At 36.3% G+C, this 16,030-nt stretch carries 17 protein-coding genes; 12 read left to right on the plus strand and 5 right to left on the minus strand.

Translation table 11 applies throughout. From position 1 onward, the window contains the following. The first annotated feature begins 113 nt into the window (after positions 1 to 113). The 7 genes from H5187_RS08995 (at position 114) to H5187_RS09025 (ending at position 5,643) form a co-directional block, all read left to right on the plus strand. Positions 114 to 1,205 carry a DUF3150 domain-containing protein gene (locus H5187_RS08995; RefSeq protein ID WP_182797783.1) on the plus strand — a complete coding sequence of 364 codons (1,092 nt, stop codon included), beginning with the start codon at positions 114 to 116 and terminating at the stop codon, positions 1,203 to 1,205. Positions 1,206 to 1,382: 177 nt separating this feature from the next. Then, a complete protein-coding gene (locus H5187_RS09000; RefSeq protein WP_182797784.1) occupies positions 1,383 to 1,556 on the plus strand; it encodes a hypothetical protein in 174 nt (57 codons plus the stop codon). 132 nt (positions 1,557 to 1,688) lie between these two features. Further along, on the plus strand, positions 1,689 to 2,816 hold the full coding sequence (locus tag H5187_RS09005) for a toprim domain-containing protein (protein WP_182797785.1): 1,128 nt from the start codon (positions 1,689 to 1,691) through the stop codon (positions 2,814 to 2,816). After that, positions 2,809 to 3,057: a class I ribonucleotide reductase maintenance protein YfaE gene (yfaE, locus tag H5187_RS25185; protein ID WP_033027823.1), complete on the plus strand. Its 249-nt coding sequence runs from the start codon at positions 2,809 to 2,811 to the stop codon at positions 3,055 to 3,057. The genes H5187_RS09005 and yfaE overlap by 8 nt, the downstream gene beginning before the upstream one ends. A 161-nt stretch (positions 3,058 to 3,218) precedes the next feature. Further along, the gene (locus tag H5187_RS09015) at positions 3,219 to 4,910 is read left to right on the plus strand and encodes a hypothetical protein (protein WP_182797786.1); all 1,692 of its coding nucleotides are present in this window, start codon (positions 3,219 to 3,221) and stop codon (positions 4,908 to 4,910) included. 32 nt (positions 4,911 to 4,942) lie between these two features. After that, on the plus strand, positions 4,943 to 5,293 hold the full coding sequence (locus tag H5187_RS09020; RefSeq protein ID WP_182797787.1) for a hypothetical protein: 351 nt from the start codon (positions 4,943 to 4,945) through the stop codon (positions 5,291 to 5,293). Between the two features lie 92 nt (positions 5,294 to 5,385). Beyond that, on the plus strand, positions 5,386 to 5,643 hold the full coding sequence (locus H5187_RS09025) for a hypothetical protein (protein WP_182759098.1): 258 nt from the start codon (positions 5,386 to 5,388) through the stop codon (positions 5,641 to 5,643). 412 nt (positions 5,644 to 6,055) lie between these two features. On the opposite strand, the gene H5187_RS09030 is transcribed toward H5187_RS09025, so the two are convergent. The 4 genes from H5187_RS09030 to H5187_RS09045 form a co-directional block, all read right to left on the minus strand. After that, on the minus strand, positions 6,056 to 6,406 hold the full coding sequence (locus H5187_RS09030) for a DUF7007 domain-containing protein (protein WP_409072546.1): 351 nt from the start codon (positions 6,404 to 6,406) through the stop codon (positions 6,056 to 6,058). A 42-nt stretch (positions 6,407 to 6,448) separates the two neighbouring features. Beyond that, positions 6,449 to 6,694, minus strand: coding sequence for a hypothetical protein (locus H5187_RS09035; RefSeq protein WP_182797789.1), 246 nt, complete (start codon positions 6,692 to 6,694; stop codon positions 6,449 to 6,451). Positions 6,695 to 6,955: 261 nt separating this feature from the next. After that, on the minus strand, positions 6,956 to 8,047 hold the full coding sequence (locus tag H5187_RS09040; RefSeq protein ID WP_182759095.1) for a ParB family protein: 1,092 nt from the start codon (positions 8,045 to 8,047) through the stop codon (positions 6,956 to 6,958). After that, entirely contained in the window at positions 8,047 to 9,264 is a 1,218-nt protein-coding gene (locus H5187_RS09045) for a ParA family protein (protein WP_182759094.1), read from the minus strand. Before H5187_RS09045 ends, H5187_RS09040 begins: the two co-directional genes overlap by 1 nt. Before the next feature lie 1,125 nt (positions 9,265 to 10,389). On the opposite strand from H5187_RS09045, the gene H5187_RS09050 reads away from it, so the two are divergent. The 4 genes from H5187_RS09050 (at position 10,390) to H5187_RS09065 (ending at position 15,031) form a co-directional block, all read left to right on the plus strand. After that, positions 10,390 to 11,496, plus strand: coding sequence for a hypothetical protein (locus H5187_RS09050; protein WP_182797790.1), 1,107 nt, complete (start codon positions 10,390 to 10,392; stop codon positions 11,494 to 11,496). 308 nt (positions 11,497 to 11,804) lie between these two features. Beyond that, positions 11,805 to 12,083 carry a hypothetical protein gene (locus H5187_RS09055; RefSeq protein ID WP_182797791.1) on the plus strand — a complete coding sequence of 93 codons (279 nt, stop codon included), beginning with the start codon at positions 11,805 to 11,807 and terminating at the stop codon, positions 12,081 to 12,083. 1,104 nt (positions 12,084 to 13,187) lie between these two features. Further along, positions 13,188 to 14,153, plus strand: a complete 966-nt coding sequence (locus H5187_RS09060) for a tyrosine-type recombinase/integrase (protein WP_182759091.1) — start codon at positions 13,188 to 13,190, stop codon at positions 14,151 to 14,153. Between the two features lie 347 nt (positions 14,154 to 14,500). Further along, a complete protein-coding gene (locus H5187_RS09065; RefSeq protein ID WP_182797792.1) occupies positions 14,501 to 15,031 on the plus strand; it encodes a hypothetical protein in 531 nt (176 codons plus the stop codon). 51 nt (positions 15,032 to 15,082) lie between these two features. Here the strand turns inward: H5187_RS09065 and H5187_RS09070 are convergent, their stop codons facing one another. After that, complete coding sequence (locus H5187_RS09070; RefSeq protein ID WP_182797793.1) at positions 15,083 to 15,433, minus strand: hypothetical protein; 351 nt, start codon at positions 15,431 to 15,433, stop codon at positions 15,083 to 15,085. Positions 15,434 to 15,683: 250 nt separating this feature from the next. Between H5187_RS09070 and H5187_RS09075 the strand changes: the two genes are divergently transcribed. Further along, positions 15,684 to 16,030: IS1 family transposase (locus H5187_RS09075; RefSeq protein WP_182797794.1), on the plus strand; the 347-nt coding region annotated here is incomplete at its 3' end.

Genomic DNA, 16,030 nt, shown 5'->3' on the forward strand with positions numbered 1-16,030 from the left:
ATTTTAAAATATTAAAATAGAGGCTAACACCTCAAAACCTAAACCCTACAGGGGCATAATACCCCTGAACAGGGTTGTTATGCTCCGAATTTATAAACCCCCGGAGAGTAACCATGACAACCCAAAAATATACAGTCGATTCAGCAAAAGAAGCTTCTAAACTAGCCGCAAGCAATGCCAACTTAGATATTAAAAGTGGCGCTTGTTTAATTTCAGTAGAAGTTCAAGGAGCATGTGGCGAAAGTATTATCTCTGATAGTAAATCGTTAATAGATGGACAAGTGCTCGACTCTGAGTTGCTTTCAGGTACTAAGCTACGCTGGTTCCCGAAAGAAAAGCTTAGATTTGTTAGTAAGTGTTCAGCGCAAGCTCGTCGTGCTCTTAATCAACGAGGTATTAGCTTTGCAAAAGGCGCTACCCTTGTACCAATCAGTCAATTAGATGATTTGATTACAGAGTTACATGAAATTGATACTGAGTTTAAAGCTGAAGTGCAGAACCTTAGAAGTGAGTATGAAAACACCATTGAAGACCATATTTTAAATAACAAGCCTGTAGAGGCCTATATTAGAAAATGTTCAGATGAAGCCAGCAAATTTGCTAGTCGATTCACATTCAAGGTGCACCCACCAATGGCGATTCAACCTCTTTTTGATGGTGATGAAGATGTTATTGCTGAGGAAGCTAGTCAAACTTTGTTTGATGAAATTTCCAGCGAAGCAGCTGAAATCTATCAAAAGTCGTTTCTTATGGCAGAAAAAGCAACAATCAAGAAGATGAATCCAGTTTTCGCTCTACGCGATAAATTGATCAATTTATCTTTCTTGGATTCAACTGTTGCCCGTGTAGCTGTGCGCTTTTCAGAAGTGCTTAATGAATTACCTTTGACCTACCCTTTAATGGGTGGTGACTATCACAAAATTTGTCATTTTTTGACACTTGTAAGTGACCGAGCAAAAGTAATTGCTTATGGAAAAGGTGGTGATGAGCTAAGCGAAGTTGAAGAAATAGAGGAAGTTGAAGAAGTAGCCGTTGTGGATAATACGTCAATTGCAGAGTCTAGTATAAACACTGAAGATAACCCTTTCAGTGATAACCCATTTGGAGAAGCAGTAGAACAATCAAGTAGTGATCCATTTAACTCTGAATTCATAGTTCAGCAGGAGAATGTGGCCATTGATAGTTTTGCTTTTGATGGTTGGTAATTAATTTTATCAATTGTTAGCACCAGTAAAAGCCTAGCGCTTTTGCTGGTGGCTTACTTCCTAAAAATACTTTTTTTTGGAAAGTGTTTTTAAAGATTAAGAATATAAACCCACGCGGGTACACCTACCCGCTTGGGCATGGTTGTACCCCAAATTTAGATGTTTTGGAGAGTAACCATGAAAATCGATTTAAAAAAAATGCTTGAAGGTAAAACTGTAACAACAATAGTCCGTGGTGATTATGTTTTTAAAACAGTTGAACACGATGGTAAAGAAATTGTTGTAGGTGTTCGACTAGTCATTACCAATTCTTCTCGAAGAATTGAGAATAGTGAATTAGTTACTAAATAACCACCATCCAAGCTCGCTTTTGCCCGCTTGGGTGGCGAGCTTTCTTTTTACCGAGTCACGGTGATCACCAATGCACCTGAGACTCGGATGTATTGGGATCATCGTGATTTCGATATATGAGGAAGTAATATTATGAACTACAACAATTTCGACAAAATTAACCATGTAAAAGCATTAGTAGACCAAAGTGGCGGCTGGGAGAGTGTTCTTTCAAACTACCACGGGTTAGCGCAATCATTTGAAAAAGGTATTAGGCAGCAGCCTTGTCCTTTAACCGGTGGTGGCCGTACTAAGTTTAGATGGTTTCGAGACTACAGAGATACAGGTGGGGCATATCATAACGATGTAGGGCCTTTACCAGATGGTATATCTGTTGTGTCTTGGTATGTTGGGTGTTCTGTCTCACAGGCTTTAGATGAAATTATACGTATTTGTGGCGGTGACTTATCACGAGTTACTGAATCAGATGCAGCTAAAGCACAACGTAAGCATACCCAACAAAGCGCATACAAAACGTCAGAAGAGGCCTTAGCAAAAGCTAAAAAAGTTCTTAGGAACAATAAAGCTCAAGCTAAGCCAATTTTGAACACTCATGCGCAAGATTACCTTCGCAATCGCGGTATTAATTCTGACCTTACTAATATGTCTGATTTGGGTTTTCATCCAAAACTTGCATATAAGGAAAGCGATGAAACCAATTGGCAGCACTTCCCCGGAATGCTTGCCATGGTACGTGATGTGAACGGTAAACCTGTCACTATGCACCGTACTTTTCTCGACACAAAACTACCGGTTAAGGCAGATATTATTCGCAGCAAAATGATTTTTGCGCCTATATCTGATGTTCGAGGCTGTTCTATTCAATTAGACCAACCAAGAGACGTAGGTTTTGGAGAAAAAGTTATAGGTATAGCTGAAGGCATTGAAAATGCACTTAGTGTTCGTGAAGCTACAGGAACTCCTATGTGGGTCGGTATTTCGGATCGTTTAATGGAAGCTGTAAAGTTTCCAGATGACGTTACGTTTGTCCTAATTTGGGCTGATATTGAACCTAGTGGGGCCGGTCTTGCTGCAGCGAAGCGCTTGAAGGAACGTTTGGAAAAAGAGGGCAGAAATGCAGAAATCTTTGTACCAAATTGTCCTGAAGGTGTTGATAAAATTGATTGGAATGATGTTTATCAGTCAAAGGGCTTTGATGGTTTTCCACCAGCTCTTAGGCCTGAATTTCAACTTGATACTGGAGTTGTTATTCATGATTAAAATCATCACTTCGTCGCGTCAACATCACAGCGTAGAAAGCAAAGGCACAATACTTCAGAGTCTTGAACAAGGCTCCGTTGTACACAAGTCACAGTGTAGAACTGGAATTTGTGGCTATTGTAAGTGCAAATTAAAGTCGGGTTCAGTGACTTACGTCACTGAGCCTTTAGGCTTTATGTCAAACGATGAAATCTTGCCATGTATATCAATTGCTAATGGAAATATAGAAATAGAGAACTGAAAAGGGAAGTCCTTTTTGGTCCTCTATTTTTCATTTTATTGTTTTTCTAAGCAGTAAAACGAAAAGCAGGTGATATAGAACTTAATAGCTCCGGCTATAAACCCTTAAATAAAACCCTATACGGCTTAGCCGTTAACCCCCCCTATGGAGAGTAACCACCCATGAAATCAAAAAACAGAGTTATAAAAGTAGCTAGAGTATTATCAAAGTTAATGAGTGACAGAGAAGGTATTAAGGTTACTGTTAGTGGTAGTACGGCTTATAGTTGTGGTGGAAAAATTAATATTCCATTTGGCGATTTTACTGATCCTGATTATGTGTCTATGACGCATGGTTATATTGATCATGAAATTGGCCATGAAAAACACACCAGTTTTTCAATCAACTTTAAGAGTAAGTTACATTTAAATTTATGCAATATCTTTGAAGATGCACGAATGGAGAAGTTAGTTGGTTCAGAGTATCCAGGCGCTAAGCTAAACCTTGAAAAACTTGTTTTAATCGCAATTAAGAAAGGCTTATTTAGTGAACCTGTGAGTTCTGATAATCCGTTATCACTAGTATTAACATACTGCTTATATAAAGGCCGTGTACTTGGTGCAGGCAACCTTTGTCTAGATCAATATGCTGAACAAGCTTTAGCGTATTTAAAAGCAACCTATGACAATAACTTTATAGATAATTTAACTGAAATAGTACATGGAATTACAAACACTCGTAGTACGCGTGATTGTGCAGATATGGCTTGGAAAGTTATTGAGCTTATGAAAAGTACAGATGAAAAGGAGCAAGAAGAACCTAAAAATGGTGATGATAGCGATGATTCAGAAAGTGATGAACAATCAGACGATGAGCAATCAGATGGTGAACAATCAGATGGTGAGCAATCAGATGATTCAAGTACGGATACTAATGGAAATGAAGCCTCTGCTGAGGACCAAGAAAACGGTGATCAAACTTCACGAATCATTAAGTCAGTTATAGATGCTATCGAAGACGATAATATTGAAGTACCTGACTTTCATGAAATGATAGCCGAAGAATTGAGACAAGAAGCAGAAAACTTTAGCCCTTCTGAAGATGATTCCGAACTCCGAGATATATTTAGTAATACGTTACCTGTAACGACTAAATGGAAACTGATGGGATTACCTTTTAATAATCCTGAATTAATACCCAGTGCAGGCAAGGCGGTTTACCGTACCCTACACAGAGCGCTAATTGATGACACAGAGGAGTTGAATGGTTTTAGAAATCGTGGCCGAAAATTATCTAGCAAAAAACTAGTTGGATCGGTTTTAGGTGATGATCGCATTTTCAAAACACCGGTAATAGAAAACGAATTGAGCGCCGCTATTAGTATTTTAATAGATGCTTCAAGTTCTATGGCTCGTGGCTATCAAGAGATTGCTAACGCGGTAGCATTAGCAATGTCTAAGGGTTTGCAAAGCTTACAAGTTAAAAATGAAATTGGTTTTTACTCGTCTGAGATGTGCCTATATATAGCAAAACCTTTTAACCAACAATATATCGATGAAAAACGCTTTCAAGTTTGTTCTGATTTATACACTCCAAGCGGTGAGGCTATGAAGTCTGCATTAATGAGACTGAATCGCCAATCTGAAGATAAGAAGTGCTTATTCCTCGTAACTGATGGTAAGCCTAGTTGTAAGGGGTCATTCATTGAAGCATTAGAGCTGGCAAAGATATTGGGTATAAGTATTGCTGTATTAGGTGTAGGGATGACTAGAGATAACATAGAAGGTTTAGACGATAAATACTTTACGAATGTAGAGTGCGTTTCAAACCTTAAAACTGCGTTATCTAAAATTGTAAAATCAAACATATTTTAACTCTGTCAAAATATCGTATATAGGAGCGTGTTATGTGCGAAACAAAGCCTGTTTCGGGTTATGCAACAACGTTTGTTCATGTTATTGCAGCTAACGTATGTGGTGAAATTATTAAACCAAGTGATTTAAAGTCATTAGATAGTGGTGCAGGTGACTTATACTGCGCTGCTTCATGTGGGGAAATAATAACGCGTACTAAGTTGAAGTATTTAGATGCATTGTTGATAGAAAACAACCCAGCATTATCGGGATTGATTTTTAATGTTTACAATGAGGCTAATGATTTCTTAGAACCAATCTATGATCTTACTGAACTAGTGAGTGACCCAGATTATTTAGCAGAACAATACGAAATATATTCTCTATCTGAATTTGAGAATTAACACCGGCAATTAAATAATTGCCTGAAACATTAACCCAGAAGGGGGTCGCTCTCCCTTTTGGGATTGCTCCCCCTCAAATATGAGGATAAGCAATGAGTAATAATAAGAAAAACTTCAACCTAATACTTGTTGAACTTGTTCTGATGGCTATATTAGTTGGTTTCATACCCAGCTTAATTGTAGGGGGTTTTGAAGATTCCTTTGGAGTTTGCATAAGCCAAGTTACAGAAGTGTGCCACCAGTTACAAATTCAAGGTTTAGTTAAGGCTATAGGAGCATTAATTTGTTCAGTAGCTGCGGTTGTCGTTTCATTTACTATTTCAAAGCAATATAACAAAGAGGACAAATAATATGGACACAAGTATTTATCAAATAGCTACGGTAATAGTGGTTTTGTTGACATTCAGCACTCTTGCTGGAGGTCTTTACTTGGTAGCCAATAGGTCCTCTAGTTGATTTTGAAATAAATCTGTTTAATTAAAGCGTCCTTTTGGGCGCTTTTTTTTTGCTTAAATTTTGCTGCCGGAGAAGAAATCTAATAAGCACTAATATAAACCAGGATCAATGTAGAAACGTTCCTTCCACTTCTTAGCTGTTTGTTTCCAAGTACCATCAATATTTGGGGCTCTCTTTAAACATAGCACCCAATCCGTTAATGAAGGCGCGTACTCAACGTCAGGGGCAGCGATAGGGTACTTGTTGTTAATAACGCATTTACTTAAATAGCAAAAACACATTGCTCGATTTCATTGAGTTCTCTATTTAGGTTTCATCCTCAACGTGCGGCTTAAAATCTAAGTTTAATTCGGTGTCTATGGTTGTTGTGAACTCGGCAAGAAAATCGATCTCGGCTTGGTTTTTCTTTCGTGGCACTGAATGCGATGTAAATATATTGAGTCTACCTAATGCATGGGCTTTGCCTTGAACAGACGGAAATATTTGCGGGTATGCAAGATAGACAAGTGCAAACGCCTCATCTTCTTCATAATATTCACTATTAAGGGTTAGGTGTGAAGGAATTGCATCAGCAAGCTTTTTCGTCAGTTTTAAACCACCCTGCCCGGCAGTCTCAACATCCATTATTCCCTCTACAAGTTTTCTTTGCTCTACTATAAGCCCCTACGGCGATGTGAGTTCAAGTATCGCTCTCCGGTCTTACGGTGAATATCCAACCCCTGCATTTTCCAGCATGTTTAACACCATGCCATGAGAGTAATTATACTTAATGTAGCGCGACAATATTTCGCCTATGACTTCATGGGCGTTGTTTTCTGCTGTTATGTAAATTGGTTCGTGTGGGCTAGATACATGCTCTATAAGCTCATCCCACTCGTTAAAAAGAACAGTAGCCCATGCCTTCGCTTCAATAGAGTGAGCAGGAGTTATTTTAAAGTTATTCATACTTTCTTTTTTAGTTGTTTATGAGCCGATTTATAGTAGTTGAAAGGTTATCAAAAGCCAAACACTGCAAGCTTGAGGCTATTACGTGGTTGTTAAGAGAGCAGGGTTAACAGAGTAAGTAAAGGAATAACGTGTATTATATCGCTGGAATAATTGCAGTTTTTTATTCGTAAGTGACTGTTTTGAATGTGAATAAAGCATAAATAACCTTTGTATAAAACCCACTAAAAAACCTGCTAATCAGCAGGTTTTTTATCAAGGTTATTGGTTATGTTTTTCCAAGAGCGCTACTATAGCTTCTTCGATTTCTCGTTTGGCTTCTTCAGTAATTTTGTCAAATGTATAACTTACCTTTCTACCCTTTTCTGTTTTTTTAGCTGTTCTTTGATTACCCTTACAGTCAAACAGTTTAGTTGTAACAGCTTTATCCTTCGGTTTGGCAGTAAGTTTTTTGTTTGTATTTTTAATAAGAGTTAAAACAGCACTTTTATATTCATCGGCCGCAAGGTTGTCATCTATGCTAATAATTTCAGTTTCGATTTCATCTATAAATCCATCAAGAAAATTGTTACTTTCAAGTTCGTCTTGCACTTGCTTTAGAAGTTTATAGTCAGCAATAGCGAGCGTGTTCAGATCAGGGAAAAGCGTTAGCATTTCCTTTTTTACTGAAGCAGCAGTGAGTGCTTTACTTATTAAGCTTTGGCTAACACCGAGCTGTTCTGCTAATGCAGTTTGATTTAAGGTTTCGCCAGTCTCATTAAAGTGATTATCTTTAATCAACTGACAACGCAAACCAACATCCCTTAAGCTATGCTCCTTTGCCGATTGAAGCTCTTTAGCTAACGCTTTAGCATCACTGACGCTTATATCTTCGCTAGAAACGAGAAGGTGAAACTCTTTAATCGCTCCTTCTTCATATAAAAAACGGGCACGCCTACGTGAGCCGTCTAATATATCCATCTTTCCATCAAGTAACCTTGCAATGGCCGGTGTATATTGTTGCGTAAGAATTGAGTTTAGATCTTGCAATGACTCAAGGGTTAAATCGTCTTGGAATCGCCCGTTCACCTCAAACGTGACGGTTGTATTATCGCGTACTTCTTCATAAGACAATGTAACAGGTGTAAATTCTACTTTTTTACCTGACCTCAAAGTCCATATTTTACTTTCCCCAACTGAACTTAAACCAAAGAACTCTTTAAGCACTGCATTTGTATTTTGATTTGAGTTTTCAATTGCAGATTTTAGATCCTTTGATAAATGCTGTATTTTACTTATTGCTGCGTCTACTATCGCATCTTCTCCACCCGGTACACCACCTGTAGGATTGTTAAAGCCACGTTTCTTAGCCATTATTTTTCCTCCTTACTGCTTTCACGCCATACTTTTGCAATATCTCTATATACCTGACTCGTTACTTCATACCCATTTACTTGAGCTTTTAGGAATGAAGATTTACTTTTGTCGTATTCACTTTTGGACATATCGAAGACAGTAGCCATTGATGCTTGACAATTAGAAACCGCCTCAGATGCTTTAAACTCTTTTGAGTATAAATAGTCCGAGAAATCATCACATAAACCAGTCATCAATCCTGTCGTTGTTGTTGAGCCTTCTTTAAAATTTGTAAGTAGCATTTTCATAAAATCGAAGCCGGGATGACCTGCTTTTTTTAAAATAGCCCACACTTGCTGAATAAATTCAAAGTAAGAACTTGTGGCATCAATATCGCTTTCAGTTACACCTAATGGGTAGATAATACCCGTAGCCGCGTAGTAAGCATTGTACGTTGGGAAGCCTAGGCTCGGCGGGGTATCTATGATAATTATATCAAATTCACTTTCAACTTCATTGATAATGTTTTTCAAAATTGAATACGGGTTTTCAATTTTATTATTTATAACTTGTTCGTGAAACCAGTTGTCTAAAGCTCTATCTGATTGTGCAGCCGGTAGGATACGTAAATTTGGTATTGTTGTTGGTAAGAATGCATTTGAGATCACTTGCTGCTTTGTTTCACCTTCGTCTAGCTCATAGTTCCCAGTAATCAAATCACCAGATGATAGCTCACCCAACGCCTCTGACTTCGTAGCGTAAAAGGTGGTTAATGTTGCTTGTGCATCCATATCAATTAGGCCAATGCGAAATTCTTGATGGAACTCTGTTGCTAGGCAAGAAGCTAGTGTAGCTGCAGTAGCTGTTTTAGCTACGCCACCTTTTTGATTTTGTATCGCGATTACTTGGAGTTTTTGATTTAAGCCACGGTGGAATTTTTCCGCTTTTCTCAAATCTTGAGGCATTAGATCACGTACCTTGTATATTTCTTCTAAGTCCAGTGACCACTGAGAATCATCATGTCTGCGAGGGTCGATGTTAGCTAATTTTGTGTATTTATCTATAGTAGCCGCATGTACACCTAAATAGTCTTTGCTTTCATTACGAGTGAAGTTGCGAAGTTGTTTTTGGTTATTACTCAACAATCTTCTATTACGTGCTTCTTTATGATTGGTTGCGCCTACACTTAAATTATAAAAATCTCTATCAGTTTTAGCTACTTTTTCTGAACTCATGAAAAACCTCATACTTAACAATTATTCTAGTAAAGTGATAGTACATAATATGTATAACCGTGTATACCGATTTTTGTAATGCGAGTCATTTTTTGATACATGAATCGTGCATTGGTGTGTGGGCAATTATTCCCATATATATCGCGATTCCAAAATGCTGAAAACGCAATAAAATGATTATGACTAATGAAATAAAGTACTTAGTCAATTCTGTAAAGTGGCTTTATCCGTGCGTAATGACGTCAGGCAACTCAGTGGCCATAAAAAATAGAGCCGATTGGTTATTGCATTTGTCATCGTGTCTTATCAAAAGTCGTTTAAATGCAGAGCATGTGTTCTGTATTGATTACAGTTTTTTGCAGAAAAGTAGAATAGTGTCTTCATTTTTTTACACTTTTATTAAACTATCATTTCTTTCTTAAACTTTTTACACATTAAATATGTATACTTCTGAAACACTCATAAATTTAATGTTGTAACAACCTGATTTAAAACACATTAAATGCTTGTTTGATAGTTTGAAAAAATGTGGCTGGCTTATTGCAGAAATTGAGTATGTGACAAACAAAATCTGGAGAAAATGTATGTCTATTACAACAAAGCGTTATGCTTATGCTTTTGTATCAATTTTTTGCCAATTATTTTTTTACGCTGCAATTATAAAGTTTGGAAATAGTGAAGATATAGCTAGAGTTGTATGCATTTTAATCAACATAATTAGTATGTATTTGTATATAAAAGCTCTTATTACAGATATAAATTATCATGGAATTTATTAACAAAATTTCGTAAAAACTGCGAAAGTTAGTGCGAAAGCTTTCGCGTTTTTTTCTGTATTTAACATGGATATTTTACAGTTATTGATATTTTTATTTCTGTAAATTTAAATTAAAACAACTAACTTAGTTAGTGGCTAAGTATAAAGTTCCATATAAACAATGATTTATATGGCTTTCTTTGCTTTTAGCGTCTGGTTTTAAGCTCGTTCATATTGTAATTAATTGCGAAACTATTCCCTCGCTAATGGCGAAATTTTTTCGCGATAAGAGCGATATTATTTGCCGTAATTGCCTATATGAACAAGCGTGTGTATAATTCAATCATGTTTAAAAGTAGGTAATACCAATGTCTGCAAAAAACACTTCATTAAATCACAAAAAAATGATTCATGAGTTGTGTAATAACTTAGTAAAAAAAGGTATTGAGCCTAACATTCCTATGCTTTTGTCGTTGATCCCTGAAATTAAAAGCACGAGCACAGCTCATAAACACTTACTATCTTGGAAGACTATTAGGGCCCAAGAGCAAAAGGAATGGTTTGATAACAAATTTGCATTGTCATCTAACTTTGCACAAACGTTTATGGATGAATTGGCGCTAAAGGAAAAAGAGGCAGAACTACGCTATAAAAACCAATTTAATGAAGCTAATAGTCAGCGTTTAATAGCCGAGCATGAACTATCACAATTCAAAGCTGAATATGAGGCACTGAGTCTTAAGCAAGTGGCAAGCGAAACAAGGATAGAGCTACTTGAGAGGCAGTTAATGCAGAGTCGAGAGCTTGCTAATGAAAATCAAGAAAATGATGCACAATATCAAAAAGCTCTGGAGGAACTGACTCGCACGCATTCTCTGGCCGTAAAGGAGCTAGATACACAAATTGAACAGTTGAGAACAAAAAATCTGTCTAGTAGTAGGTTGAACCAAGAACTAGTAGAAGAGCTAACTTCACAGAAAGCATTAGCTAGTGAAAGCAAGGCTCTCGCACAAACACTAGATGAAAGAAACGCTAAATTACTCTTAAGTAATGAAGCCCTTATAAAGCAGAATGAAAAAGTTAATGCAGAGCTTGAAGATGCTACCCAGGCGCTAGAAGACAATAAAAATAAAGTTAATGAACTCACCGAAGTAAAAACTGCATTACAAAACGAACTAAAAACGCTGAAAGCTTCTAATTTAGCTTTACAGGAAGAAACTGACAATTTTGAAATTTATAATAATGATATAAGCCCTAATCACATTAATTTAAATGAGATAGCGGAATCAGAAGAAAAAGATTTAACTGCGTTAAATGATGCTAATTTAGCATTAAGTAAAGAACTCGAATCTGTAAAAGCTGCACTCAAAGAGACTGATGCTAAGTTACAGGATGCTTACACGCATAAGATGAACTTGTTAGTTGAAGTAAAAAAACAGAAGACAGCTATAGATTTACTACGCAAAAGAAAGTAGAAATTAGTAAATATGATTAGTTCAATATCGGCAAATGATGACCCTCTCTGGGTTGTTTTTGGTATCGTCGCTTGTGCCGCGCTTGGCATGCTTATTCTGTGGTTTGGGAATGTTAATAAAGGAAAATTGGAATAATGATTAAAAAGATTACTGAATGGCGAGTAGGGAACACCCTCTTCATAAGATGGTCAAATGGAAAGGTTAGTGCAGTCGGCAAGACACATAAGTAGGTCAATAATTTCATGGTTTATATTGGAGGTATTATCAATATAAACAGTTGGTTGTAACAAATTTAGGTGTTTATTTAAATGTTATTAATGTTGGTTTTTCTATCGGTTTTAGCAACCGGCTCTTACACATTATCAAAGCTGATCAGTGGAGCGCTGGGTATGTTTGTCTTTTCTGTCACAGCTTGCGCGTTCTTTAGTTGGAGATATTTCACTACTGATGTTTACACCAATGCCCCCAATATTTTTGAAACAACTTCAAATTCATTAAGCGAGTTTAACTTGCCAGTAGCTATTCTTACGTTTGTTGTATCTATTTTTTCGGGGTTATATTTATTTGCAGTTAAGGCCACAAGATAATAATTTGAAGGCAGAAAAGATTGCTAATCTCAGCGCGCTTTTTATATTTATAGAGTTGTGTATAATTATTAATAGACCTGACAGGAGATATTTATGAGTACAATTCAAATTGCGACAGCTATTGTTATAACTATTACAATATTTACACTTGCTGGTGGTTTGTATGCGTTAAAGAATAAAATTAAACACTAATCACCTTGGCGTCATACATTTTCATCTATCGCAGAAATAAATCATGATGCCAGGATAAATCTAATAATCCTCACGAAGCCATTCACATCAAGCTATCTAAACCCTTGTGCTTTATAGTTAGCATTAATAGAATTCTAATTTTCTGAAAAATGAATTAGAACCACTATATTCGCCCTTTCTAGCTTAGTAGCCTAGATAAAAAACTGTGACATAATTTAGAAACAAACTGTCCAGAAGGGTTGGTTCATGGTAGTTTTTTTATTTGTTATAATTTATTTGATTAGTCATTTATGTACTTTTTATATTTATAAAAAGTGTAATTTTATGGGGGGCCCGAACGCTGCAATTTATTTACTATCGTGTTATGTAAGTCAATTGATCATACCTTTGTTTATATTGCTACTATCCTTAATATTGTCGGGTGTGGCACAAAATTTACTCGTTGCTCGTTTTGCAGAGTATTTGACTGCGTGCTTAGGTTTGATTTTGTTCACCACCATTAATGTAATGATTTTTAGTGTTAAAAGTAAAAAAAATAGTTAAATTAATATTTTAAAAACTTAGGTGAGTTGACCTGAGTTTTTTATTAAAAGTCCAATTTAACATAAAAATAGGTATCGTAAATAGCAATTTACAAGAGTTATTTTTAACATGAAGAAGTTACCTGTTATAGTGGGGGGGGGTAGAGACAATAAAGTTTGTAACCTTGGGGTGAAGCGATCACCCCAAGGTTACGGAGTTTAATGTTCCTGCACAGGGGGGGGATTGACATTAAAGTTTGCCCGCTAATATCTAGGGTTATATCGGTGGCGGTAAAGTGTTTAATTATGATGTACGGGTTTAATTTAAAGATTAACAATGAAGCATTTTATTTTAATTGCACTAAAACAAAACACATAGAAGGGTTAAGCTTTGACACGATTTGCAAAAGAATTATTTGAAATTCGTCATGATTTGGTTGCTGCCAATAGCATGTATAAAAAGACAGTTATATACAAAGATGTGAAATGTCCGATATATAATTATATTTTATCTCTTAACTCTGAAGCCTCAAAAGAAACTGCTGCACGTGTGCTGAAAGCTGTGGCGAAGCATATTGGCAGAGATTCAATCTATGATATTAATTGGCAAAACTTCAATGCTACTGCATTAAATACTCTGATTAATAGCTTCAAGTCTAATGAAAATTATTCGCCAAAAACAATTACACTCTACATTGCAATTGTTAAACAAGTTGTTGAGCACGCTTACTTACTTGGAAAAATGAGTGCTCTACAGCGTGACGCTATTAAAATGGTGAAGCCTAAAACGGGCTCAAGGAATAAAGAATATAACCTGCTGGATCATCATGGAGTAGAGTCGTTATTAGGAATGATTTCTAAAAAAACTTGTGAAAATGCTTCAAAGATTCGCGATTATGCAATATTTTCAGTGTTACTGCGTTGTGGCTTACGTCGGCAAGAAATTGTTAATTTGAAAATAGGTGATGTTGGAGACAAGGCATTACGGGTGATAGGTAAAGGTAATAAAGAACGAAAAGTTGCACTGCATCCTGTTGTGTTAGAGGCGATAAATACATGGCTTGATATTCATTTGTATTCTAATAAAGATGAGCCGCTTTTTGTACGGATTCTAAAGGGTGGTCATTTGCAAAAAAAAACCATGAGTGCCGATGCGATTTTTAAATTATGCTGTAAATATGAAGCTCCACCTCCGCACTCTTTACGTCGTAGTTACGCCACCAACCTGTACAACAGAGGTGTGCCTATCAAGAAAATTTCTCTCTTGCTTGGCCACAACCAGGTCTCTACGACCGAGTTATACGTTCGAGTGAATGATGAAGATCTATATCAAGAAGTTATAGATAATTTATTGTGAATATATATTTTATCTAATGATATCATGTGTTTTTTACTATTTTTATGACTTTAGAGGTGGGGGGGGAGACTTGTTTTTACTTTAGTTTCAACTGTTTTTTTATCCACATTTGCTAATGCCAAGCCTATTTTAATAAGATATCAAAACTACGCCAAATCAAGAGCTTACCTTAAAGAGTTCAATCAACAAAGTTGCAACTTCAATAGTATAAAGAAAACTAATGATTTTTGAATGATCGTTGGTGTTATAGCCCTTATTTACAAGGGCACTATTCATGCGCTCTAAATTTTAATTTTTTTTATATAACTTGTGATAATAGCCTTTTATATTTTGTGAGAGCGCATTAGATGGATAATCATAAATTAGAGCGTCAAGAGAATATGCTTAAGCGAGCTGCTGCGCTGGCTATATTTGCCGCTATTGCTTTGGGCGCTTATATGGCATCCCCTTTAAACACTACTACTGACATACCAACTTTGAAATTTGGTGTGAATGATGTAATTAAACATAAATTAATAGAGTTAAGCCCAATTAAAGTTGAAAAGAACACTGCATACTTTACGATTAACTGCAGAAGTTTTGACATAGGTGCACATAGCTATTTTGTAACATCCAAAGGCTCATCAAGGCATGATGAAGTGGCTATGCTTAATTGCCCGAGAGAAATGAACTACTTGGACTGCCCGGATTTTACAGTTTCCTACAAAGAAAATTTGGCTCATGTTGATGTAATTAATGGGTATAGAGAGCAATATTCGACACATACAGTTAAGAATTGTGCCATTAATGCTATTTTATATGCCCCTACTGAAATGAGGCCTTTGGATGCTAAAACTCAAAAAGAGAGCTATAACAAGGCAAGTTGGGAAGATGTGTGAAAAGCGGGTTAAGCTTTTTGATTTAAATAATTTGTATTAATTTAAGATAAATCAATCATTATTAAACCTTTTTTTTATATAAAATCCCGCTGCGGTAGTGGTGATAGCTGACGCAGCTTTTAGGATGGTATTACCAACATTTGGCGTAGCTTTTTGAAAACACCAATGACACAGCGGCCTGCGTATTAGGGAACCATTTGCATAATTGTCGCAACCAGGTGTTAAGCAAACCACTATTGGTTGATTGCATTTTTTATTGGGGCAAATACAGTAATCTCTATTAGTTAAGCTACCCGCAACAATAACTGGTTTGATTTCAGTTTTACAGAAGGAGCATAACCCTACGACCTTTTCTGATTTTATAGCGTTATTTACACTATCCCAAAAATTATCTTTGTTCATAAATAACCCAATTTCTCTTCATTAAGACCTAAAGTAAACCCAAGAGCAGGCTCAATTAGTTAATTTTTAAGCGTACAATAATCATTTGTATAATTTAGCCTATACGCTATCGCATTACTATACACCCACCTAATAATGTTGCTTGTACTTATAATTAGACCTAAAATAGCTGTATATATATGGCTATGTTGTATTTCAGTGTTGGTGAACTATATTCAATATACTGAAACCTAAAAACGGTAGGTGCAACATGGCTTCCAAGCAGTTTCAAAATATACTACATCACATTACCAACTTAAATTACGCTCAACTTAAAAAGCTTCGCCACGAAGTTGAATCAAATATTGCCACTAACCAAGTAGGTCAAGCTATTTCCGACCATGAGGAATCAATATCTCATTGCCCCCATTGTGATTCACATAATCTAAATCGTTGGGGAATGACAAAGCAAGGAATTCAGCGCTTTAAGTGTAAATCATGCAACAAAACATTTAATGCACTTGCAGACTCACCACTTTACCGAATGAAAAAGGCTGAGAAGTGGATCGAATATACCAAATTAATGTGGGAAGGCGTATCCCTTAGAAAATCAGCTAA

The sequence above is a fragment of the Pseudoalteromonas sp. SG44-1 genome (genome assembly GCF_014164315.1).
GTDB classification, from domain to species: Bacteria; Pseudomonadota; Gammaproteobacteria; order Enterobacterales; family Alteromonadaceae; genus Pseudoalteromonas; species Pseudoalteromonas rhizosphaerae.

Coding starts and splice junctions, on each gene's coding strand:
- H5187_RS08995 (WP_182797783.1), top strand. CDS start 114: ATGACAACCCAAAAATATACAGTCGATTCAGCAAAAGAAGCTTCTAAA.
- H5187_RS09000 (WP_182797784.1), top strand. CDS start 1,383: ATGAAAATCGATTTAAAAAAAATGCTTGAAGGTAAAACTGTAACAACA.
- H5187_RS09005 (WP_182797785.1), top strand. CDS start 1,689: ATGAACTACAACAATTTCGACAAAATTAACCATGTAAAAGCATTAGTA.
- yfaE (WP_033027823.1), top strand. CDS start 2,809: ATGATTAAAATCATCACTTCGTCGCGTCAACATCACAGCGTAGAAAGC.
- H5187_RS09015 (WP_182797786.1), top strand. CDS start 3,219: ATGAAATCAAAAAACAGAGTTATAAAAGTAGCTAGAGTATTATCAAAG.
- H5187_RS09020 (WP_182797787.1), top strand. CDS start 4,943: ATGTGCGAAACAAAGCCTGTTTCGGGTTATGCAACAACGTTTGTTCAT.
- H5187_RS09025 (WP_182759098.1), top strand. CDS start 5,386: ATGAGTAATAATAAGAAAAACTTCAACCTAATACTTGTTGAACTTGTT.
- H5187_RS09035 (WP_182797789.1), bottom strand. CDS start 6,694: ATGAATAACTTTAAAATAACTCCTGCTCACTCTATTGAAGCGAAGGCA.
- H5187_RS09040 (WP_182759095.1), bottom strand. CDS start 8,047: ATGGCTAAGAAACGTGGCTTTAACAATCCTACAGGTGGTGTACCGGGT.
- H5187_RS09045 (WP_182759094.1), bottom strand. CDS start 9,264: ATGAGTTCAGAAAAAGTAGCTAAAACTGATAGAGATTTTTATAATTTA.
- H5187_RS09050 (WP_182797790.1), top strand. CDS start 10,390: ATGTCTGCAAAAAACACTTCATTAAATCACAAAAAAATGATTCATGAG.
- H5187_RS09055 (WP_182797791.1), top strand. CDS start 11,805: ATGTTATTAATGTTGGTTTTTCTATCGGTTTTAGCAACCGGCTCTTAC.
- H5187_RS09065 (WP_182797792.1), top strand. CDS start 14,501: ATGGATAATCATAAATTAGAGCGTCAAGAGAATATGCTTAAGCGAGCT.
- H5187_RS09070 (WP_182797793.1), bottom strand. CDS start 15,433: ATGAACAAAGATAATTTTTGGGATAGTGTAAATAACGCTATAAAATCA.